The sequence below is a fragment of the Nonomuraea harbinensis genome (genome assembly GCF_019396385.1).
In the GTDB taxonomy this organism is placed as follows: Bacteria; Actinomycetota; Actinomycetes; order Streptosporangiales; family Streptosporangiaceae; genus Nonomuraea; species Nonomuraea ferruginea.
Genome location: NZ_JAHKRN010000014.1, coordinates 1 through 21,099 on the forward strand (window position 1 = coordinate 1; position 21,099 = coordinate 21,099).

Genomic DNA, 21,099 nt, shown 5'->3' on the forward strand with positions numbered 1-21,099 from the left:
AGCCCCGGCACCCCGTCAGTCATCGGATCCGCTGGTCACGGTGGCGACGTCGGCATCAGGCCCGCGCCCGTCGCTGTCATTACCAACGTCAGCGACGACTCATCGATCACTAAATGCGGCTGGAGTATTAGGAGCAGGCGGAGTCTCGACCTTGGTGTACCTGTTCAAGAATCCAGACAAGATCGGCCGGTGGTGGCCGAAGGTCCAAACCTCTTGGTACGACGGTCGCTTGGAGGCTGAGAAGGCCAAGCGGGCGTACGAAGCTCTGCGCACAGTTGGAACCGAGATGCGTGAGCTTGAACCATGATCAGGTTCCGCCTAGTCCGCCGTACAGGTCCATGTCGACCGCTCCCTCGGGGAGTTGCTCGTCACAGTCGCCGTGGTACAGCTCGCATCGAGAGCTTCTCGCCTTCGCCCACGAAAGCGTGGCTTCAGCGCCGCCCATCTGTTCGGCGCCGCCTTCTACTCCGGCGGGCATCTCCGCCGCGCGCAGGGATTTCCTGGGTGAGACGGGCAGGGGAGTGCCGAATCCTGCCGTGGGCGGCCGCGTCGCTCACCCCAGGCCGCCGCTACGCCCGCGTGGTACGCGACCTCGGCCTCACCTGGAACGACGGCGGAGGCAGCTCCGACCCCACCCCAGGTGGTCTGCGGAAGGTCATCGGCAGCCTCGGGCCATGCCGCCGCAGGAGAAGCTGGTCAGGACCCTCCTGCCATCGGTCACCCAGATCTTGACACCGTTCGCGGGGACACCGCCGGACAGGGGAGCGGCGAGGAGCAGTTCGTCGTCCCCGTCCCCGTCGTAGTCTCCCGCCGCCAGCGGCGCTGCGTCCATCCCGCCGATGGCCTCACTCGTCCGCAGTCCTCCCGCTCCGCCCCAGAAGATCCGGGACGGAGTGGGAGGCTGCCACCCGTAGCTCCTCCCGCCGAAGGCGAGGTCGTCCCGGCCGTCTCCGTCGAAGTCTCCGGTGACCGCCGCGCCGGTGCCTTCGAACATCCCACGACGGCCGTTGCCGTAGAGGACGGTCAGCCGGTTGCCGTCCTGGGGTGCCTCGAAACCGACCGCGAGATCTCTGCGACCGTCACCGTCGAAGTCACCGAACGCGGCCACAGTCCCCCATTGAAGTCCACGCCCCTGTTTCGCCAGGCCGTCCCGGTCCGCGCTGAAAAGCTGTGTGGTGGTCTCTTCGGCATGTCCTGCGACCAGCGCTGTGGAACGGCGCCCGTCGATCTCGTCGGCGGTGAAGCTCTGGAAATCGACGGACGTCGGCTGGCTGGTGTGGCGGGCCGGGAGCCCGGTGCGGCTGAACGGGCCGTACAGCACCATCAGGCTCCCTTTCCCCTCACCCCATGCGCCCGCTCCGTCATAGGGGGCCAGCGCCACGTCGCCGACGCCGTCCCCGTCGAAGTCACCGGCGACCATGGCCTCCACCGCCTTGTCCTTCGGCAGAGGTACTCGGGTCGGGGTAGGGGTCCTGAGGCCGCGCGGACCGCCCCAGGAGATGAGCGGCCGGTCCTGGCACGATGGAACGGGGCTACACCCTTTGAGCAGGATGTCGTCGAAGCCGTCGCCGTCGAAGTCCGCCCTGTTATCCGTATGAAGCAACTCGAACGCGTTCACGGCCGGTGCGGACAAGCCCTGCTCGTCGCGTACCGGCAGGACCGTCCGAGATTCGGGGTCGAGCCCTCGGGGCGAGCCGTAGACGACGCCTAATGAACCGAAATCGAAGAACAGATCCGCGTAACCGTCACCGTTGACATCGTCGGCACGTCGGCTGCCGAGACCTGTGGATGGCGTGGACGCGGTGATCGGCGTGGGCGGTGAGGCACTGTGACCGGCCGCCGTAGGCAGACCCTTGATGTAGGGCGCGCCGCACCCTGGCAGAGCCAGTATCAGGACCAGCCAGGCGCCCAGTCTTCGCCGCATGAGGCCACAGCCTACGACCGGCCTGCTATGACCGCGGTGAGTCGGTCTCTCGGCGGTCGTTCGTAGGAGATGCCGACGCCGGCACCCTCGTCGGACATCGACATTCCCCTTGTCCTGGCCAGCACGCGCTGCGTCATGGAGGTGCCGGTCTGAGCAGCTGGTGGCGGGGCTTCGGTCAAGCGCCGCCGTCTTCTGCTCCGGGGCCCGGCAGCATGTCGACGTCCGTCGCGCGCATCGGCTGCCCGCAGGCCGAGCAGCGCAGTTCCACATGGCTGGTCCGGCCGCAGGCGTGGTGACGGTACAGCGTGGGCGGACCGGAGTCTCCGGACGTCCAGCGGTCGCCCCAGCGCGCCAACACCAGCAGCAGGTCGCACAGCTCCAGGCCCTTCTCGGTGAGGGTGTACTCGTGCCGGACGGGACGCTGTGAGTACTCCCGGCGTTCCAGCACACCGCTTTCGACCAGCCACTTCAGCCGGCCGCTCAGCACTTTGCTGGAGATGCCGAGGTCGCGCTGGAGATCGTCGAAGCGCTCGATGCCGACATAGACGTCGCGCAGGATCAGTGGGGACCACGGCTCGCCGATGATGTCCAGGGTGCGGGCGATGGAGCAGGTCATGTCGCCGAACCGGGTGCGCTGCATGAGCCCCAGCCTAGCCGACCAGCTTCCCTTAGGGAATCGACTCCGGTAGGGTCTGGCCCGTCACTTTCCTTAAGGAAGCAACAAAGGAGCGGCCGATGACCCGACCCCCGATCGTCTCGGAGCAGGAGTGGCGCAGCGCCCGGGACGCCCTGCTGGTCAAGGAGAAGCACCTCACCCGCGCGCAGGACGCCCTGGCCGCCGAACGGCGGCGGCTGCCGATGGTCAGGGTGGACCGCGAGTACCGGTTCGACGGCCCGGACGGCACGAGAGGGCTGCCGGACCTCTTCGACGGGCGCAGCCAGCTCATCGTGTACTCCTTCATGTGGCACGGAGCCCACGAACTCTGCTCCGGCTGCGCGATGTTCACTGACAACGTCGGCCACCTGGCGCACCTGCACGCCCGCGACGTCTCCATGGCGCTGGTCTCCACCGGGCCGCTGGCCGAGATCATGCCGTCCAAGCGGCGCATGGGCTGGACCATCCCGTGGTACGCGGCGCCGGACGGCGCCTTCAACCGGGACATGGACGCGGGCGACGGGTTCGCGGTGAACGTCTTCCTGCGCGACGGCGCGGACGTCTATCGCACGTACGTCACCACCGGACGAGGCGTCGAACGACTCGGCAGCAACTGGACCTTCCTCGACCTGACCCCGTACGGACGGCAGGAGACGTGGGAAGACTCACCCGAAGGCCGGCCGCAGAGCCCGCCCTACCACTGGTGGCGGCTGCACGACGAGTACGGCTCCTGAACCGTCCCGCGATCCATCCGAAAGGGAAACACTGCCATGTCCTACCCGACTCCCCGTGCCGAGCTTCTGTTCAGCGAGGCCGACGCGACACCGATGAGCACCGACCCCGCCTCCGTGCGACCGTGGACCCACGCGCAGGCGTGCGTGGGGGAGACGCCGAAAGCGTGGCTGTCGACGGTACGGCCCGACGGGCGCCCCCATGCCATGCCGTTGATGCCGGTCTGGGCCGACGGAGCCCCGTGTTTCACCACCCGCCCCGGCTCGCGCAAGGGCCGGAACCTGGCCCACAGCGGCCACTGCGTCCTCACCGTCGCCGGGGCGGACCTCGACCTCGTGATCGAGGGCGTCGCCGCCCCTGTCCTCGACCCGGACCGGCAGCGGGAGGTGGCCGACGCGTTCGTGGCGAAGTATCAGTGGCGACTCTCCCCGCGCGACGGCCGCGTCTACGACGACAGCCTGCCCGGCTCACCGGAGTACGGTCTCTATCGGATCACCCCCCTTCGCGCCTACGGCTACGGCGCCGACGGCCGGACCGCCACCCGCTGGCGCTTCTGACGCGGTCCCCCACCACTTGACGGGACAGGCCGCCGCTCGTCCTGGTGGCGAGATGTCCGCCAGATGCCCGGCTGCCGCCCTGGCCGTGCGATCTTCGGCGATGGAGGGTGAGGAGTGCGGCGTCACGCCGCTGCCAACCGGCCCCGGAGCCCTCTCCGCCGACTCGGACGAAGGTCTTCGCGCAGGCCGTCCGTGGCCCCCCTTGACGGGGGCGTTCCACGTCAGCAGAAGGAGACTGACATGCGTACTCGCCCGAAACCTCCGACGATCGCCACGGCCCGCAGGCACAGCCGCTCCATCGCCGCGCTCGCCCTGGTGGCCTGCGGCGTCGCCGCCGCCCCGGCGGCGGCGGCGTCCACCGAGAGCCCCGCCCCCACCCGCTCCTGCTCCGTCCTGCTGGAGCCGATCAAACCGGGGGAGACGTTCTCCCGAGTGGTCAAGGAGGTGTGCGCGGACACCATCGAAAAGGCGGACCTGGCCGCCCTCGGCGGGACGCGGACCGCCGCGGAGGCGACGCTGCTCCTGGAGGCCGCCGACAACATCAACCAGGGCCTTCCGAGGTACCGCTGGTGGGGCTACTCCGGCCCCTGCGACACCGCCGGGTACGGCATCCGCGACCTCGGCGTCATGTGGAACGACAGGATCTCCTCCTGGCGGCAGGGTCATTCCCGCTGCAACTACCTCAACGTGTGGGAGCACAACTCGTACCAGGGCGCGAAGAGGTACTGGCACAACTGGACCAAGGTGGACTACGTCGGCGACGCCTGGAACGACCGGATCTCCTCGATGCATATCCATTACGAGCCGTAGGGCGGGCGGACCGCCGGGGACCCGTTCGTCATCCTCTCGGCCCGTAAGCCGACATGAGGACGTGTACGGCGACGAGGACGACGATCCAGACCACGGCACGCCTGGTCGGCGGGGGGCCGTCGCCCTGGCGCTGGCCGTCGGCTACGCCGGTGCGCGCCGCCCTGGCCGTCATCGAGCGGACCAGCCGGGGCACGCTCGCCGAGATCCACCGGGTGCTCGGTCTCCTGCGGTCCGACGGCGACCTCGCGGAGGGTCCCGTGCCCGTTCCCGGCATAGCGGATCTGCCCGAGCTGGCCGCCCCCGCCCGCGCGGCCGGGGTCGAGGTCGACCTGACCGTCCGCGAGGAGGCCCGCCTCCCACCCGCGCTCGCCGTGTCGGTCTACCGGATCGTGCAGCAGGCGCTGACCAACGTCGTCACCCACGCGGGGCCCACTCGCTGCTCGGTCACCGTGGACATCGACGAGTGGGCAGCCGCCATCGAGGTCGTCGACGACGGCCCCCGCCACGGCCGCCCCCCGCGCGCGGCCGGCGGCGGACACGGCCTGATCGGCATGCGCGAACGGGTCAAGCTGTACGGAGGCTCGTTCAGCGCCGGATTCCGGCCGGACCGCGGCTTCCGCGTCACGGCTCGCCTGCCCTGCGAGAACGGCACCGTGACGTGAGCGGCGACGCCCCCGCCCCGCCGATCCGCGTCCTGCTCGCCGAGGACCAGCTCCTCGTACGCGACAGCCTCAAGGTCCTCATCGACGCCACACCGGGGCTGACCACCGTGGGCGAGGCCGGCACCGGCGCCGAAGCCGTGCGCCTGGCCCGGCTGCGGCGACCGGACGTCGTCCTCATGGACGTCAGGATGCCGGACCTGGACGGCATCGAGGCGACCAGGCGCATCTGCGCCGACCCCGCCGGCGCAGGGATCCGCGTGCTGATCCTCACCACGTTCGACCAGGACGAGTACGTGTACGCGTCACTCAGAGCCGGTGCCAGCGGATTCCTCCTCAAGAGCGCCTCGGCGACCGACCTCCTGGCCGCCATCCGGGTCGTCGCCGCCTACGAGAGCGGGCTCGTCACCCGCCGATGACCGCCCGGCCCCCATCAACCGATCGGTGGATGTCGGCGGCGGCGCCCGGCGGCGAGGCTCGAAGCATGACAGCGATCATCGAGATCAACGAGCTGAGCAAGAGCTACAAGGCGGGCAAGGCGGTCGACGGCGTCACCCTGACCGTGCGGCGCGGCGAGATCTTCGGCATCGCCGGCCCCAACGGCGCGGGCAAGACCACGCTCGTGGAGTGCGCCTCCGGGCTGCGCCGGCCGGACGGCGGCACCCTGCGCGTGCTCGGCCTGGACCCGTACGACGACCGTCGCGCGCTCCTCCAGCGCATCGGCGCCCAGTTGCAGGAGGCGGCCCTCCCCGACGCCATCAAGGTAGGCGAGGCGTTGCGGATGTACGCCTCCTTCTACGACAAGCCGGCCGACTGGCGGGCGGTCATGGACGAATGGGGGCTCGCGGACCGGAGACGGGCCCGCTTCGGGAACCTGTCCGGCGGCTGGAAGCAGCGCCTGTTCATCGCGCTGGCCCTGGTCGGCAACCCCGAGGTCGTCTTCCTCGACGAGCTCACCACCGGCCTTGACCCCGCCGCCCGCCGCACCACGTGGGGCCTCATCCGCGAGATGCGCGGGCGCGGCGTCACCGTCGTGCTGGTCACCCACTTCATGGACGAGGCGGAAACGCTGTGCGACCGCCTCGCCATCGTCGACCGCGGCCGCGTCGTCGCCGAGGGCAGCCCGCGTGAGCTGATCGCCGAGGTGGGAGCCGACTCCCTGGAGAACGCGTACTTCGCCCTGACCGAAAGGGAAATGGCATGAAAGGCCTCGCGAACGTCGTCGCCGTCGAGCTCAAGCTGATCGTCCGTGACCCGATGTCGGCCTTCTTCGCGCTCGTCTTCCCAGCGATCATGCTCTGGGTCAAGCTGCGCGGCGGCAACAAGCCCTTGCGGGGCGGGACGCCGCTGATCGACGCCACCGTGCCGATGCTGACCGTGTTCGTCATCGGCCTGGCCACGCTGGTCGTGCTCCCCGCCACGCTGGCCCACTACCGGGAGCGCCGGGTCCTGAAGCGGCTGCGCGCGACCCCGGCCTCCCGCGCCATGCTGTTCGGGGCACAGTGGGCGGCGCACATGCTGCTGGCGGTGCTCGGCTCGGCGCTGCTGATCGTCATCGGCCTGGTCGCGTTCGGGCTGACCGCGCCGGCGAACGTCGTGGGCGTCCTGGTGGCGTGGCTGCTGGGCGCGCTCAGCCTGGGCTCCATCGGGCTCCTGCTCGGCGCGCTCGTCCCCACCGGCCGCGCCGCGACCGTGATCGGGCTGGCCGTGTTCTTCCCGATGGTGTTCCTGTCCGGCGCCATGATCCCCCGGGAGACCATGTCCGGCTCGATGCGCGCGATCGGCGATCTCCTCCCCATGGCTCCGGCGGTCCAGGCGGTCCGCGACGGCTGGGCGGGCGGCGCCCCCTCACCGCTTACGCTGGGCGTCATGGTCGCGATCTCGATCGTCGCGGGCGGCCTCGCCCTCAGGACGTTCCGATGGTGACGACCGACCCGGGCCTGACGCGCTGGGACCGGGTCCAGGCCGCGCTGCCGTACCTGCTGGTCCTGCTTCCCGCGCTCTTCGCCCTGCTGCGGGAGTGGCGGCTGGAGGTGCTGGTCCTGGCGCTGTTCGCGGTGGCCTGGCACTGGCTGATGGTGACCTCCCACCCTGGCTGGATCGCCCGCCCGGTGGTGCTGATCGCCTACTTCGCCGTCCTGCTCGCCGTCATCGGGGTCCTGGTCAGGATCGACAACGTGTTCACGGTGACGGGGCTGGGAGCGTTCGTCCAGTGTTTCGCCCTGCTGCCGGGGTTGTGGGCGTACGGCGGGGTGGCCGTGACGGTCGGCGTGCTGATCGCCGCCCGCCCGCAGCTCGGGCGCACCCCGGTCGAGCTGCTCGGCTCCTTCGTCGTCGGGGTGCTGGCCGCCTCCACCGTCGGCCTGGTCATCAAGGCCGTCTCCGACCAGAACGACCAGCGCAAGGTGATGATCGCGGAGTTGCGGGAGACGAGCGCCAAGCTGGTCGCGCTCGCCGACGACAACGCGAACCTCCAGGCCCAGCTGCTGACCCGGGCCCGCGAGGCCGGCGTGCTGGAGGAACGGCAGCGGATGGCCAGGGAGATCCACGACACCGTCGCGCAGGGCCTGACCGCCATCCTCACCCAGATGGAGGCCGTCGGCGACGTGCCGCCTCCGGCCCGTGCCCGCCTGGACACGGTTCAGGCCATGGCCAGGGAGAGCCTGACCGAGGCCCGCCGCTCGGTGCAGGCGCTGCGCCCGGCGTCTCTCCAGCACGAGGGCGAGCTGGCGGCCGTTCTGGAGAGGCTTGCGGCGACCTGGTCGCGGAACACCGGCGTGCCCGCCGCCGTGTCGATCACCGGCGACCCCCGGCCGCTGCACGCGGAGGTGGAGACGGCCCTGCTGCGGGTGGCGCAGGAGGCACTGGCCAACGTGGCCAAGCACGCCTCGGCCGGGCGGGTCGGCCTCACGCTCTCGTACATGGACGACGTGGTGGCGCTGGACGTCCGCGACGACGGCGCCGGCTTCGCCCCGGCGGCCGCGTCCCACGGCGAGGGCTTCGGCCTCGTCGCGATGCGCCAGCGCGTCACCCGCCTGGCCGGGAGCTTCGCGATCGAGTCCGCCCCCGGCCAGGGCACCGGCGTCTCCGCCACCGTCCCGGCCATCCCCGCCGACCCCGACCCGGGACTGTGAGGCCATGCCGCCGATCCGTTTGATCATCGTGGACGACCACCCGATCGTCCGCGACGGCCTGCGCGGCATCTTCGCCGCCGACGCCGGCTTCGAGGTCGTCGGCGAGGCGGCCGACGGTCCCGAGGCCCTCGCGGTGGCCCTGCGTACGGACCCTGACGTCGTGCTCCTGGACCTGCGCATGCCGAGGATGAGCGGCGTGGAGGTCATCCGCCGGCTCCGCGAGCAGACGCCCGGCATCCACGTGCTGGTCCTGACCACGTTCGACGATGACGCCGACGTCCTGCCGGCGATCGAGCAGGGCGCCACCGGCTATCTCCTCAAGGACACGCCCCGCGCCGACCTGCGCCGTGCCGTGCTGGCGGCCTCCCGCGGCGAAACCGTGCTGTCTCCGACGGTGGCCGGTGTGCTGACGGCGAAGGACCGCCCACCGGAGGCGCCGCGCACGCTGAGCCGCCGCGAACTCGAGGTGCTCAAGCTGATCGCCCGGGGCGCGACCAATCGCGACATCGCCGGGAAGCTCTTCATCACCGAGGCGACGGTCAAGACGCATCTGCTCCACGTCTTCGCCAAGCTCCAGGTGAAGGACCGGGCGGCGGCGGTGGCGGCGGCGTACGAGATCGGCCTGCTCAGACCGGCCGCCGACGGCTGAGGGTAAGTACTTCGCCAAAGGCGGGCACCCGTCCGCGGACGGGCGTGAGCATGGGTGACCGTGCGTCATGTCCTCGCCGTCCTGGTCCTGCTCACCGCCGGCTGCGCCGCCACCGCGCCGGTCGCCCCCGGGCCCGCCTCGGTGTCCGCCGGAGCCTCAGAACGCGCCGCGCCCGCGCAGGCGCCGCCCGCGCCGTGGCGCATCACCGAACGTGGCGGCGAGCACGAGATCGAGGGGTACGCCGACCGGGTCAGCGTGCTGCCGGGGGAGCGGTTCCGGCTGCTCGTCTCCACGACCGCGCCGCGTTTCACCGCGTCGGCGTTCCGGATGGGCGCCCGGCCGGTGAGGGTCTGGCGTTCCACGCCGGTCGCCGGGACCCGGCAGCCGCCGCCGCGGACCGTCGAGGGCATGGTGACCGCCGCTCACTGGAAGCCCTCGCTCACCGTCGACACCACCGGCTGGGCCGAGGGCGCCTATTTGGTGCGGCTGGACGCCTCGACGGGCGGCCAGCGCTACGTGCCGATCACCGTGCGCTCGTCCTCGGCCGAGGGCCGGGTGGTGATCGTCAACGCCGTGACCACCTGGCAGGCGTACAACCTGTGGGGAGGACGCAGCCTCTACAGCGGCCCCGGCGGATTCGACGACCGGTCACGCAAGGTCACCTTCGATCGTCCGTACGACGGCTCGGGTGCCCGGCTCTTCCTGGACTTCGAGTGGAACGCCATCCGGCTGGCCGAGCAGAGCGGAGTGCCGCTGGCCTATCTGACCAGCCTCGACCTGCGGCCCGGGGCGTTGGGCGGCGCGCGGGCCGTGGTGTCGCTGGGGCACGACGAGTACTGGTCGCCGACGATGCGGAAGGTCGTCACGCAGGCCCGTGACGCGGGCGCGAACCTGGCCTTCCTCGGGGCCAACGCCGTCTACTGGCGGATCGGGCTGCACGGCAGGACGGTCATGTGCGACAAGGAGACCCGGTGCCCGCTCTGGCGGCGGTCGGAGCCGGAGAGCGGGCTGGTCGGGCAGATGTACGACTGTTTCCCGGCCGAGGCGACCTACCGGGTGAGCAGGCCGGGCCACTGGATCTTCGAGGGGACCCGGGGCAGGAGCTTCCCCGGGCTGGCCGGCGTGGAGACCGACAAGGTGTCGCCAGGCTCACCGGACGACATCGAGGTGCTGGCCGAGTCGCCCGTCGACTGCGGCGGCCGGGCCACGGTGAGCCACACCACCTACTACGTCGCCCCCAGCGGCGCCGGGGTGTTCGCCTCCGGCACGATGCGCTGGGTGTGCGGCATGAAGGGCGCGGCCTGCGGCCACGGCGTGACCCGGGCGGCCTCCGCCTTCACCCGCCGCGCCACGCTCAACCTGCTGACCAGGTTCGCCGAGGGGCCGGCGGGGGACTGCTCGAACCCGTCGTCCGGGTGCTCCGGCCGGGCCTGAGACGCCGGCGCGTCACGCCGCGTTCCCCACCACCCGCTCCGGCGTGATGCGGATCGTCACGCGCACCTTGTCCGGGGGCAGCCGGAGGTACTCCTCGCCGGCTCCTTCGCCCTCGTACTCCTCCGCCAGCCGCACCGCCAGTCGCCTTCCCTCGTCCTCGGTGACCGTCGCGACCCCTCGGACCTCGACGTACCTGTCGGGGTCCGCAAGGTCGAACACGCTGAGGCTGACCCGTGGGTCCCGCTCCAGGTTCACCACCTTGCGCCTGCCGGCCTGGGAGGAGATGACCACGTCGTCGCCGTCGGTGCCGACCCAGACGACCGAGGTCTGCGGACTGCCATCGGGGTTGAGGGTGGCGAGAACGCCGAGGTTGGGGGCGCTGAGGATGCTCCGGGCAGTGTCGCTGAGAGAGATGCTCATGATCGGCAGCATAGAGGGCCATATCCGGTGAGATCGCGGGACAATGGCCGCCATGCCCGACGAACTGACGCTCTGGTACGAAGAGCCCGCCGTCAACTGGGAGACCCAGGCGCTGCCCATCGGCAACGGGCCGCTGGGCGCCATGGTCTTCGGTGGCGTGGCCACCGAGCGGATCCAGTTCAACGAGAAGACGCTGTGGACCGGCGGTCCCGGCCACGACGGCTACGACTTCGGCGACTGGAGGACACCGCGTCCGGACGCCGTGGCGGAGGTCCGGCGGCGGATCGACCGGGAGGGCAGGGTGCCGGCCGAGGACGTGGCGGCCGTGCTGGGGCAGCCCAAGACCGGGTTCGGGGCGTACCAGACCTTCGGCGACCTCCACCTGGACTTCGGCGCGCCCGGCGGCGCCGGAGGTTACCGCCGTGAGCTCAGCCTCAGTGAGGCCGTGGCGCGGGTGCGCTACACCGCCGGGGGCGTCACGCACACCCGCGAGTACTTCGCCGCCAACCCCGGCAACGTGATCGCCGGGCGCGTCTCCGCCGACCGGGGTGGCGCGGTCTCGTTCACGCTGCGCCACACCTCGCCCCGGGACGACAAGACCGTCACCGCCGAGGGCGGCCGGCTCACCGTCCGGGGGCGTCTCGCGGACAACGGGCTGGTCTTCGAGGCCCAGGTCCAGGTCATCGTCGCGGGCGGCACCCGTACGGACACGGGGGAGACGATCACGGTCACCGGGGCCGACAGCGCGGTCTTCGTCCTGTCGGCGGGGACCGACTACGCCGACACCTACCCGCGCTACCGGGGCGAGGACCCGCACGCCCGGGTCACTGCCGCCGTGGACGCGGCCGCCGCGCTGGGCTACGACGCGCTCAGGGCCGCCCACGTGGCCGACCACCGCGCGCTGTTCGACCGGGTGCGGCTCGACCTCGGGCAGTCCGCGCCGGAGAGCGGTCCAGGAAAGGGTGAGACCGGCGGGTCCGCTGGTCTGGAACGGGGTGGTCCCGGAAGGGGGCCCGCTGGTCCGGTGCCCACTGACCGGTTGTTGCGGGGTTACACGGGCGGCGACGGTCCGGACGAGCGCGCGGTGGAGGCGCTGATGTTCGCCTACGGCCGCTATCTGCTGATCGCGTGCTCGCGGGAGAACGACATCCTCCCCGCGAACCTGCAGGGCGTGTGGAACGCGTCGACCAGCCCGCCCTGGTCGGGCGACTACCACGTCAACATCAACCTGCAGATGAACTACTGGCCCGCCGGACCGGCCAACCTGCACGAGACGGCCGTCCCGTACGACAGGTTCGTCCGGGCCCTGGTGGAGCCGGGCCGCAGGACGGCGAGGGAGATGTACGGCGCCCGAGGCTGGGTGGTGGGCAACGAGACGAACCCCTTCGGCTTCACCGGGGTGCACGACTGGCCGACCGCCTTCTGGTTCCCCGAGGCGGCGGCCTGGACGGCGCGGCACCTCTACGACGGCTACCGGTTCACCGGGGACCTGGAGTATCTGCGGGAGACCGCCTATCCGGTGATCAAGGGGGCGGCCGAGTTCTGGCTGGACTTCCTGCACACCGACCCGCGCGACGGCCTGCTCGTCGTCTCGCCCAGCTACTCGCCCGAGCACGGCGACTTCTCCGCCGGCGCCGCGATGTCGCAGCAGATCGTACGGGAGGTGCTCGAAAGCGCGCTGGCCGCGGCGGCGGCGCTCGGCGTGGACGAGGAGTTCAGGGCGGCGGCGGAGGCGGCGCTCGGCAGGCTCGACCCGGGGATCCGGATCGGGTCCTGGGGGCAACTGCAGGAGTGGAAGGAGGACCTGGACTCCAGGACCGACACCCACCGGCACGTCTCCCACCTTTACGCGCTGCACCCCGGCGACCGGATCGCGGCAGGCACGCCGGAGGCGGAGGCGGCGGCGGTGTCGCTGGAGGCGCGCGGCGACGGCGGCACCGGCTGGAGCAAGGCCTGGAAGATCAGCTTCTGGGCGCGGCTGCTGGACGGCGACCGCGCTCACCGGATGCTCGCCGAGCAGCTGAGGACCTCGACGCTGGACAACCTGTGGGACACCCATCCGCCGTTCCAGATCGACGGCAACTTCGGCGCGACCGCCGGCATCGCCGAGATGCTGGTGCAGAGCCACCGCGGCGAGGTGCACGTGCTGCCCGCGCTGCCCGCCGTGTGGAAGGACGGCTCGGTGTCGGGGCTGCGCGCCCGGGGCGACGTGACCGTGGACGTCTCGTGGCGTGACGGCGTCGCCGAGACCATCACCCTGCGCCCGGGCCGCACCGGCCCCCTCACCGTCAGGACATCCATCGCGAACCACTGCCACCTCCACGACGACGATGACCGGGAGGCCGCGCCGCGCCGCGCCGGTGACACCCTCACCTGGGAGGGCGTCGCGGGGCGGAGTTATGTGATCAGCCGGTGGTGACGGTGAGGCCGCGGATCTCGTAGCCGCCGATCTCGTCCTTGAAGCCGACCCTGGGCGCCGTCGCCATCCGGATCCCCGGCAGTGCGAAGAGCCGGGTGAGGAACATGTCGGTCTCCAGGATGGCGATGCCCGCGCCGGGACACCGGTGCGGGCCGTCGCCGAAGGAGAGCACCGCCGGCCCGGCGCCCGCGTCGAGGGCCCGGCCGGGGCACGCGGACAGCGGCTCGGAGCCCACCGCCCGGGGGTCCGCGTTCACCTCGTCGACGAGCAGCTCGACCACCTCGCCCGCGGGAACGGTGACCTGCCCGGGGAGTTCGAGGTCCGCCGTGGTGCGCCGCCGCAGCCGCGCCACCGCGGGGTCGAGCCGCAGCAGCTCGTGCAGCACGGCCAGCCGCTCCGGCTCCTCGGCCTTCAGGTACCGGTCGAGCAGCGCCTCGTCGGTGAACAGCTGCCACGCGGCGACGCAGATGAACTCCCGCGTCGTCACCATCCCCGCCGCCGCGAACGTCAGGCACTCGCCGAGGATCTCGGCGTCGGTGCACCCTTCGGCGATCAGGTGGGAGATGAGGTCGTCGCGCGGCTCCCGGCGGCGAGGCCGGACCGCGGGGCGGACGTCGGCCAGGTAGATGCTGCCCCAGCTGTAGATCTGCCGCCCCATCCAGTAGATCCCGCTCAGGCTGGTGAAGCCGGGCCTGCCGAACTTTTCCGGGAAGAAGCGCTCCAGCCTGCGGCGGATGCCCGGCCTGCTCTCGGTGAGGCCGATGACCGCGCTGGCCACGCCGATCGCCATGCCGAAGCTCAGGTCGGACAGCTGCGCCGAGCCGTCCGTACGCAACCTGGCGAGCGCGCGGTCGGCCATGTCCGCCATCAGCTCGCGGTAGTGCTCGTCCACGCGGCGCGGCGTGAAGTAGCGCGCGGTCTGCCGCCGGTGCTCGCGGTGTTCGGGGCCGTCGCGGTAGAGGACGGGCCGACGGATCCCGGCGGGGGCCTTGTCCACCGTCTCGACGCCCAGCCCGGCCTGCACGGTGGCGTCGGCGCGCAGCACGGCCCGCGCCTCGGCGTATCCGCGCACCTGCCAGGTGCCGTCGGCGGCCCGGGTCACCGGGCAGGTCCCGGAGGCGTCGGTGCGCCTGATCTTGCGGGCGTCGTCCATCACCTGACTCGGCTCCTGTCTCGGCGTCTGAGCACACGGATATCACCGCACCGCGATTGTGAGCAAGGGTCGTCTTGCCCAAGCCGTCACTATGTATATGCGTCACGTTGACGTACGCGAAAAAAAATGTCTAATGTTGAGGCGACAAGCCTGTGCGCACCTGAGGAGAGGCATGGCCGAGCCCGCCCGCGAACTCACCCACGACTTCGATCCGCTCGAGCCGGAGACCTTCACCAGCGCGCACGCGCTGTACCAGGACATGCGGTCACGCTGCCCGGTCGCCCACAGCGACGCCTACGACGGCGGGTTCTGGGCGCTGTTCCGGTACGAGGACGTCAGGCACGTCCTGGAGACCCCGGCCGTGTTCACCACGTCGGTGCAGAACACCGTGCCGAAATTCGCCTTCACCGGCCGCCGGCCGCCGCTGCACTTCGACCCGCCCGAGCACACCGCCTACCGGCGGGTGATCAACCGCTTCTTCACCAGGGGCAAGATGGCCGCGCTGGAGCCGCGGGTCAGGGAGTTCGCGGCGAGCCTGCTCCAGCCGCTGATCGACGCCGGCGAGGGCGACGTGGCGGTCGACTACGCGCAGAAGTTCCCCGCGCACGTATTCGCCGCCTTCTTCAATCTGCCGACCGAGCTGGCCGAGCTGATCAAGGAAATCAGCGCAGAATACGTGGCGGCCATCCAGATCGTCGACACGGATAACGTCGTGCGTTTGAGCCGCCGCCTGTACGAGATCGCGCAGGCGGTCATCGACGAGCGTCGCGAGCATCCGATGGACCCGGCCGAGGACCTCACCAGCGCGCTGATGCGGGCCGAGTACGAGGGCGCGCCGCTGCCCGCCGACATGGTGCTGGGCTGCGTCAGGCAGCTGCTCGTCACCGGGATGGTGGCGCCGAGCGTGTTCGTCGGCAACATGTTCGTCCACCTGAGCGGCGACCCGGAGCTCGCCGGGCTGCTCCGGAAGGACCCTGCGCGGATCCCGGCGGCCGTGGAGGAGTTCCTCCGCCTGTACGGACCGTACCGCGGCATGGCCAGGACGGCGCGCGAGGACGTGGTCCTGGGCGGCCGGCTGATCAAGGCGGGGGAGCCGATAGCGCTGGTCTACACCTCGGCGAACCGCGACGAGCGCGTCTTCCCCGACGGCGAGAACTTCCGGTTCGACCGGCCGAACCTCGCCAGGCACCTGGCCTTCGGCGCCGGCGTGCACACCTGCCCCGGCGCGCCGCTGGCCCGGATCATGCTGGTCACCACCCTGGAGGAGGCGCTGGCGCGTACGACCTCGTTCGAGGTGAGCGGGGAGATCGGGATGGCCCGCTGGGCCGAGTGGGGCACCAACTCCGTCCCGATGCGGTTCGAGGCGCGGGCATGACGGCCGGTCCCACCGGACCGGTGTCCGAGGACTTCGACCCTGACAGCGCCGGAACGGTGCGCGAGAGCCTGGACCTGTACGCCCGGCTGCGCGCGGAGTGTCCGGTCGCGCGCAGCGGCAGGTACGGCGGCTTCTGGGCGCTGACCCGCTACGCCGACGTGGCGGCGGCGGCCGGCGACCCCGCGACGTTCATCTCGTCGGTGCGCGCCGTCGTGCCCAGCGACCCGCGCGGACTGCGCCGCCCGCCGCTCAACTACGACGCCCCGGCCCACACGCCCTACCGCAGGGCGCTCGACCGTACACTGCGACGCGCCCGCGTCGCCCGGCTGGAGCCGCGGCTGCGCGAGCACGCCGCCCGCGAGCTGACCCCGCTCGTCGAACGGGGCGGCGGCGACGTGGCCCAGGAGTTCGGCGCCCGGTTCCCCGCCTGGGTCACCACCGAATGGCTGAACCTCGATCCCTCGCTCGCCCCCGAACTGGCCGTCACGGCGGCCCGGTGGGTGCGAGCCTGGCGGGAGCTGGACCGCGACGTCGTCAACGCGATGAGCGAGCGCATGTACGCCATCGCCCGGGACCTCGTCCGCCGCCGTCGCGCCGACCCGCGGCCGGTCGAGGAGGACCCGGCCAGCTCATTGCTGGCCGAGCGGCCGGACGGGGAGCCGCTGGAGGAGGAGCACATCGTCGGCGCGCTGCGTCAGTGCCTGGTCGTCGGCATGGTGGCCCCGCCGATCCTGCTCGGCTCCATCTGCGTCCACTTGTCGCGCGACCAGGCACTGCAGTCGGCGCTGCGCGAGAACCCCGCCCTGATGCCGGCCGCACTGGAGGAGTTCCTGCGGCTCCACACGCCCTACCGGGGCTTCGCCCGCACGGTGTCCAGGGAGATCGAGCTGCACGGGCGCCGCATCCTCCCGGAGGAGCCGGTCACCCTGGTCTACGCCTCGGCGAACCGGGACGAGACGGTGTTCCCCGATCCGGAGGAGTTCGTGCTGGACCGGCCGAACATCGCCGCCCACCTGGCCTTCGGGCGCGGCAGGCACGCCTGCGCCGGGATGCCGCTGGCCCGGCTGTCGATGCGGATCGCACTGGAGGAGCTGCTGCGGCGCACGTCGAGGATCGAGGTGTGCGGCCCCGTGGAGAGCGCGCGGATGCCGGAGATCGGCGCGGTGTCCGTGCCCGTGCGGCTCGAACCGGCTCGCTGAGGAGAGACATATGCGCAATGAGGGAATCGGATCGTGGCCGCGCCGCCGGGCACGGAAGACGCCCGGCCGGGTCGCGGTCGTGCACGACGGCGTGGACCGCACCTACCGGGAGCTGGACGACCGGGTGACGAGGCTGGCCCACGTGCTGCACGCGTCGGGGGTGCGGCGCGGCGACCGGGTGGCCTACCTGGGGGAGAACCACCCGGCCTTCCTGGAGACGCTGTTCGCCGCCGGGGTGCTGGGGGCCGTGTTCGTGCCGCTGAACACGCGGCTGGCGGGTGAGGAGCTCACCTACCTGCTGGCGGACTCGGGCTCGGCCGTGCTGGTGCGCGGCCGGGGCTGCGACGCCCCCGCCGATTTGGGCGTGCCGGTCCTGTACGTGCACGACGGCTACGAGGAGCGGCTCGCCGCGGCGCCCGGCACGGCCTTCGACGAGCCGGTCTTCGCCGACGACCCTTGCCTGATCATGTACACCTCCGGCACGACCGGGCGGCCGAAGGGCGCGGTGCTCACCCACGGCAACATCACCTGGAACTGCCTGAACGTGCTGGTCGACCTCGACCTGGCCGGCGACGAGGTCACGCTCGTCACCGCGCCCATGTTCCACACGGCCGCGCTCAACATGACGTGCCTGCCCACCCTGCTCAAGGGCGGGCGGGTGCTCGTCGAGCCGGCCTTCCGGCCGGAGCCGGCGCTCGATCTCATCGCGCGTCACCGGGTCACGTTCCTGTTCGGGGTGCCCACCATGTTCGACGCGCTCGCGTCGGCGGACAGCTGGGGGTGGGCGGACCTGTCGTCCGTACGCACGATGCTGTGCGGCGGCGCGCCCGTGCCGGAGGCGCTGATCCACACCTACCTCGAACGCGGCCTGTCGTTCGTGCAGGGCTACGGGATGACCGAGACGTCACCCGGGGCGCTCTGCCTGGACCGGGACATGAGCCGGCGCAAGGCGGGGTCGGCCGGGGTGCCGCACTTCTTCACCGACGTGCGGGTCGTCGGCGCGGGCGGCGCGGACGCGGGGGAGGACGAGCCGGGCGAGGTGCTCGTGCGGGGGCCCAACGTGATGCGCGGCTACTGGAAGCGGCCCGCCGACACGCGGGCCGTGCTCGCCGGCGACGGCTGGTTCCGCTCCGGCGACGTGGCGACGGTGGACGGCGACGGCTACGTCTTCATCGTCGACCGGATCAAGGACCTGATCATCTCGGGAGGGGAGAACATCTACCCGGCCGAGGTGGAGAACCTGCTGTACGAGCATCCGGACGTGGCCGAGTGCGCCGTGATCGGCGTGCCGCACGACAAGTGGGGCGAGGTCGGCAAGGCCGTCGTCGTGCTCAGGGCGGGCGCCGTACCCGACGAGGCCGCGCTGCTCGACCACCTGAGACGGCGGCTCGGCCGGTACAAGGTGCCCGCCAGCGTGGAGTTCGTGCCCGCGCTGCCGCGCAGCGCGGCCGGGAAGGTGCTCAAACCACAACTCCGTCGCGAGTACGCGACCAGGACCTGAGGACGTATACCCACATGTCCACGACGATTTGGTAACGCGCGTATGCGGAAGCGTCATACGTATACTGCTGATGTGACTGACGGTGGATGGTCTGAGGCAGGAGAGGTCGATCTCCCGCGCTTTCAGGTGGGCGCGCCCCCACAGCACCTGATTACGACGCTCCTGGGCGACTACTGGTTCCGCAGGGCGGAGCAGTTGCCGTCCGCGGCGCTGGTGCGGCTGGCGGAGGAGTTCCGCGTGTCGGCGGTGGCCGCGCGGGCCGCGCTCAGCCGCCTGGCCCGGCGCGACCTGCTGGAGTCGTCGAAGTCGGGCCGGCGCACCTACTACCGGCTGACCGACAGGGCCTCGGCGGTGCTGTCGGAAGGGCGCCACCGCATCATGTCCTTCGGCCTCGAACAGGGCGTCTGGGACGGCACCTGGGTGGTGGCCGCCTTCTCCGTCTCCGAGGAGCAGCGCGACCTGCGGCACGCGCTGCGCACCAAGCTGCGCTGGCTCGGCTTCGCGCCGCTCTACGACGGGCTCTGGGTCTCGCCGACGGCCGGCGCCGAGGGCGCGGCCGAGACGCTCGCGGAGCTGGAGGTGGCCACCGCCACGATCTTCCGCGCCCAGGCGCTGGACATCCCCGGCATGCGCGCCCCGCAGCTGGCGTGGGACTTCGACCAGCTCAGGCGCAACTACGACGAGTTCCTCGCGCGATACTCGCCGCTTCTGACCCGGGTGCGCAACGGCGCGGTGGGTGCCTCGGAGGCGCTGGTGGCGCGCACCGGGATCATGGACACCTGGCGCACCTTCCCCAACTTCGACCCCGATCTGCCCGCCGAGCTGCTGCCGGACGACTGGCCGCGGGCCGCCGCCCGGGACGTGTTCGTGGAGATCTATGACACGCTCGGGCCGCTCGCGGAGATCCGCGTCAAGCAGATCGTCGCAGAGTTCGAGCCCGATCTGGCCGAGCTGGTCGCCCACCATCGCACCAGCTCCATCCTGGCTGCAAGCTGACACCCCAATCCCGGACGATACAAAACGAGACAGGTTCATTGACGATCGACATATGAGTGCCCTACGTTAGCGTGCAGAGCGTGAGAGAGGGCTGTCGATGGATCTGTCAGACAAGGTGAGCGTCGTCACCGGGAGCGGCCGCGGGCTGGGGCTCGCCTACGCCAGGGCGCTGGCCGCGCGCGGCTCCGCGGTCGTCGTCAACGACGTGGACGCCGCGGCCGCGGCGTCGGCCGTGAAGGAGATCGTCGCCGCCGGCGGCCGGGCCGTCGCGGAGGTCGCCCCGGTGGGCGACACCGAGACGGCCGAGCGGCTGGTGGACCGGGCGGTGACCGAGTTCGGCCGGCTGGACGTGATGTGCACCAACGCCGGCATCCTGCGCGACCGCGTGCTGTGGAAGATGTCCGACGACGACTTCGACGCCGTGGCGAAGGTCCACCTGCGCGGCACGTTCACGTGCGTGCGGGCGGCCGTGCGGCACATGCGCGAGCGCGAGGGCGGCGGCCGGGTGATCGTCGCCGGCTCGCCCGCCGGCCAGCGCGGCAACTTCGGTCAGACCAACTACGCCGCGGCCAAGGCCGGCATCGCGGCCATGGTGCGCACCTGGGCGATGGAGTGCGCCAAGGCGGGCGTCACGGTCAACGCCGTGGTGCCGAACGCCGCCACCGAAATGACCAGGACCATTCCCGCCTTCGCCCCGCACATCGAGGCGCTGGAGCGGGACGGCGTGCCGCTGCCCGCCTCACTGCGCCAGGGCGTCGGGTTCGGCACCGCGGAGGACGTCGCCGGGCTCGTCGTCTACCTGGCCTCCGACGCCTCCGCCGGCGTCACCGGCCAGTGCATCGGCATCGGCGGCGACAAGCTGTCGCTCTGGTCGCACCCGCAGGAGATCAGCGTCGCCTTCCGCGACGGCGGCTGGAGCGCCGAGGACATCGCCGCCGCCTGGCCCGCCTCGGTCGGCGCCCGCCAGGAAACGTACGGCATCCCCGCCCCGGACCTCGGATAAGGAGTCACCATGCCCGTCAGAGTCAGCGGCCTGGACGAGATCAGGACCCTCGCCGGAACCGACCTCGGCGTCACCGACTGGATGGAGATCACCCAGGACCGGGTGAACACCTTCGCCGACGCCACCGACGACCACCAGTGGATCCACGTCGATCCCGTCAGGGCGGCCGAGGGCCCGTTCAAGACCGCGATCGCGCACGGCTACCTGACCATGTCGCTCGTCATCCCGCTGTTCGGGCGGCTGCTCCAGATCGAGGGCATCGGGATGGCGATCAACTACGGGCTCAACAAGGCCCGCTTCCCCGCGCCGGTGCCCGTCGGCGCCCGGATCCGCCTGGCCGGGAAGGTCGTGGAGGTCGAGGAGGTCAGGGGCGGACTCCAGCTCACCGTGGACTTCGCCGTCGAGGTCGAGAACGCGGCCAAGCCGGCGTGCGTGGCCCAGGCCGTCTACCGCTATCTTGCCTGATTTTAGAATCCAGT

Annotated in this window: 21 protein-coding genes; 17 read left to right on the plus strand and 4 right to left on the minus strand. The window is 71.4% G+C overall.

The annotated features are described in order from the left end of the window. Positions 1-655 precede the first annotated feature (655 nt). Together KME79_RS16755 and KME79_RS16760 are read right to left on the minus strand one after the other, a co-directional pair. Positions 656-1,924 carry an FG-GAP repeat protein gene (locus KME79_RS16755; protein ID WP_219545205.1) on the minus strand — a complete coding sequence of 423 codons (1,269 nt, stop codon included), beginning with the start codon at positions 1,922-1,924 and terminating at the stop codon, positions 656-658. A gap of 175 nt (positions 1,925-2,099) precedes the next feature. After that, positions 2,100-2,564: a winged helix-turn-helix transcriptional regulator gene (locus KME79_RS16760; protein ID WP_219545206.1), complete on the minus strand. Its 465-nt coding sequence runs from the start codon at positions 2,562-2,564 to the stop codon at positions 2,100-2,102. Between the two features lie 95 nt (positions 2,565-2,659). Between KME79_RS16760 and KME79_RS16765 the strand changes: the two genes are divergently transcribed. The 10 genes from KME79_RS16765 (at position 2,660) to KME79_RS16810 (ending at position 10,554) form a co-directional block, all read left to right on the plus strand. Further along, entirely contained in the window at positions 2,660-3,313 is a 654-nt protein-coding gene (locus KME79_RS16765) for a DUF899 domain-containing protein (RefSeq protein ID WP_219545207.1), read from the plus strand. 36 nt (positions 3,314-3,349) lie between these two features. Beyond that, a complete protein-coding gene (locus KME79_RS16770; RefSeq protein WP_219545208.1) occupies positions 3,350-3,868 on the plus strand; it encodes a pyridoxamine 5'-phosphate oxidase family protein in 519 nt (172 codons plus the stop codon). Positions 3,869-4,108: 240 nt separating this feature from the next. Further along, the gene (locus KME79_RS16775) at positions 4,109-4,678 is read left to right on the plus strand and encodes a hypothetical protein (protein WP_219545209.1); all 570 of its coding nucleotides are present in this window, start codon (positions 4,109-4,111) and stop codon (positions 4,676-4,678) included. 53 nt (positions 4,679-4,731) lie between these two features. Beyond that, positions 4,732-5,340 (plus strand): sensor histidine kinase, encoded by a 609-nt coding sequence (locus KME79_RS16780; protein WP_219545210.1) that lies wholly within the window; start codon positions 4,732-4,734, stop codon positions 5,338-5,340. Next, complete coding sequence (locus tag KME79_RS16785) at positions 5,337-5,756, plus strand: response regulator (protein WP_308248938.1); 420 nt, start codon at positions 5,337-5,339, stop codon at positions 5,754-5,756. Before KME79_RS16780 ends, KME79_RS16785 begins: the two co-directional genes overlap by 4 nt. 65 nt (positions 5,757-5,821) lie before the next feature. Next, on the plus strand, positions 5,822-6,541 hold the full coding sequence (locus KME79_RS16790; protein WP_219545211.1) for an ABC transporter ATP-binding protein: 720 nt from the start codon (positions 5,822-5,824) through the stop codon (positions 6,539-6,541). After that, positions 6,538-7,263, plus strand: coding sequence for an ABC transporter permease (locus KME79_RS16795; RefSeq protein ID WP_219545212.1), 726 nt, complete (start codon positions 6,538-6,540; stop codon positions 7,261-7,263). Before KME79_RS16790 ends, KME79_RS16795 begins: the two co-directional genes overlap by 4 nt. Beyond that, positions 7,257-8,471 carry a sensor histidine kinase gene (locus tag KME79_RS16800; protein WP_219545213.1) on the plus strand — a complete coding sequence of 405 codons (1,215 nt, stop codon included), beginning with the start codon at positions 7,257-7,259 and terminating at the stop codon, positions 8,469-8,471. The genes KME79_RS16795 and KME79_RS16800 overlap by 7 nt, the downstream gene beginning before the upstream one ends. Before the next feature lie 4 nt (positions 8,472-8,475). After that, a complete protein-coding gene (locus KME79_RS16805) occupies positions 8,476-9,120 on the plus strand; it encodes a response regulator (protein ID WP_219545214.1) in 645 nt (214 codons plus the stop codon). Between the two features lie 54 nt (positions 9,121-9,174). Further along, positions 9,175-10,554: a N,N-dimethylformamidase beta subunit family domain-containing protein gene (locus tag KME79_RS16810; RefSeq protein ID WP_219545215.1), complete on the plus strand. Its 1,380-nt coding sequence runs from the start codon at positions 9,175-9,177 to the stop codon at positions 10,552-10,554. A 12-nt stretch (positions 10,555-10,566) separates the two neighbouring features. On the opposite strand, the gene KME79_RS16815 is transcribed toward KME79_RS16810, so the two are convergent. Then, positions 10,567-10,974 (minus strand): PPOX class F420-dependent oxidoreductase, encoded by a 408-nt coding sequence (locus tag KME79_RS16815; protein ID WP_219545216.1) that lies wholly within the window; start codon positions 10,972-10,974, stop codon positions 10,567-10,569. A gap of 52 nt (positions 10,975-11,026) precedes the next feature. Here KME79_RS16815 and KME79_RS46320 point away from each other — a divergent pair, with 52 nt between their 5' ends. After that, positions 11,027-13,393 carry a glycoside hydrolase family 95 protein gene (locus KME79_RS46320; RefSeq protein WP_281429398.1) on the plus strand — a complete coding sequence of 789 codons (2,367 nt, stop codon included), beginning with the start codon at positions 11,027-11,029 and terminating at the stop codon, positions 13,391-13,393. Here KME79_RS46320 and KME79_RS16825 read toward each other — a convergent pair. Further along, positions 13,380-14,546 carry a cytochrome P450 gene (locus KME79_RS16825; RefSeq protein WP_246639973.1) on the minus strand — a complete coding sequence of 389 codons (1,167 nt, stop codon included), beginning with the start codon at positions 14,544-14,546 and terminating at the stop codon, positions 13,380-13,382. The two genes, KME79_RS46320 and KME79_RS16825, sit on opposite strands and share 14 nt — an antisense overlap. Before the next feature lie 172 nt (positions 14,547-14,718). Here KME79_RS16825 and KME79_RS16830 point away from each other — a divergent pair, with 172 nt between their 5' ends. From KME79_RS16830 to KME79_RS16855, 6 genes are all read left to right on the plus strand, one after another. Beyond that, positions 14,719-15,921, plus strand: a complete 1,203-nt coding sequence (locus KME79_RS16830; RefSeq protein WP_219545218.1) for a cytochrome P450 — start codon at positions 14,719-14,721, stop codon at positions 15,919-15,921. Then, positions 15,918-17,120 carry a cytochrome P450 gene (locus tag KME79_RS16835; protein ID WP_219545219.1) on the plus strand — a complete coding sequence of 401 codons (1,203 nt, stop codon included), beginning with the start codon at positions 15,918-15,920 and terminating at the stop codon, positions 17,118-17,120. The genes KME79_RS16830 and KME79_RS16835 overlap by 4 nt, the downstream gene beginning before the upstream one ends. Positions 17,121-17,130: 10 nt before the next feature. Beyond that, positions 17,131-18,621 (plus strand): acyl-CoA synthetase, encoded by a 1,491-nt coding sequence (locus tag KME79_RS16840; RefSeq protein ID WP_219545220.1) that lies wholly within the window; start codon positions 17,131-17,133, stop codon positions 18,619-18,621. Positions 18,622-18,693: 72 nt separating this feature from the next. After that, the gene (locus KME79_RS16845; protein WP_308248939.1) at positions 18,694-19,617 is read left to right on the plus strand and encodes a PaaX family transcriptional regulator; all 924 of its coding nucleotides are present in this window, start codon (positions 18,694-18,696) and stop codon (positions 19,615-19,617) included. Positions 19,618-19,714: 97 nt separating this feature from the next. Then, positions 19,715-20,620 (plus strand): SDR family oxidoreductase, encoded by a 906-nt coding sequence (locus tag KME79_RS16850; RefSeq protein WP_219545221.1) that lies wholly within the window; start codon positions 19,715-19,717, stop codon positions 20,618-20,620. Between the two features lie 9 nt (positions 20,621-20,629). Continuing rightward, complete coding sequence (locus tag KME79_RS16855; protein WP_219545222.1) at positions 20,630-21,085, plus strand: MaoC family dehydratase; 456 nt, start codon at positions 20,630-20,632, stop codon at positions 21,083-21,085. The last annotated feature ends 14 nt before the right edge of the window (positions 21,086-21,099 follow it).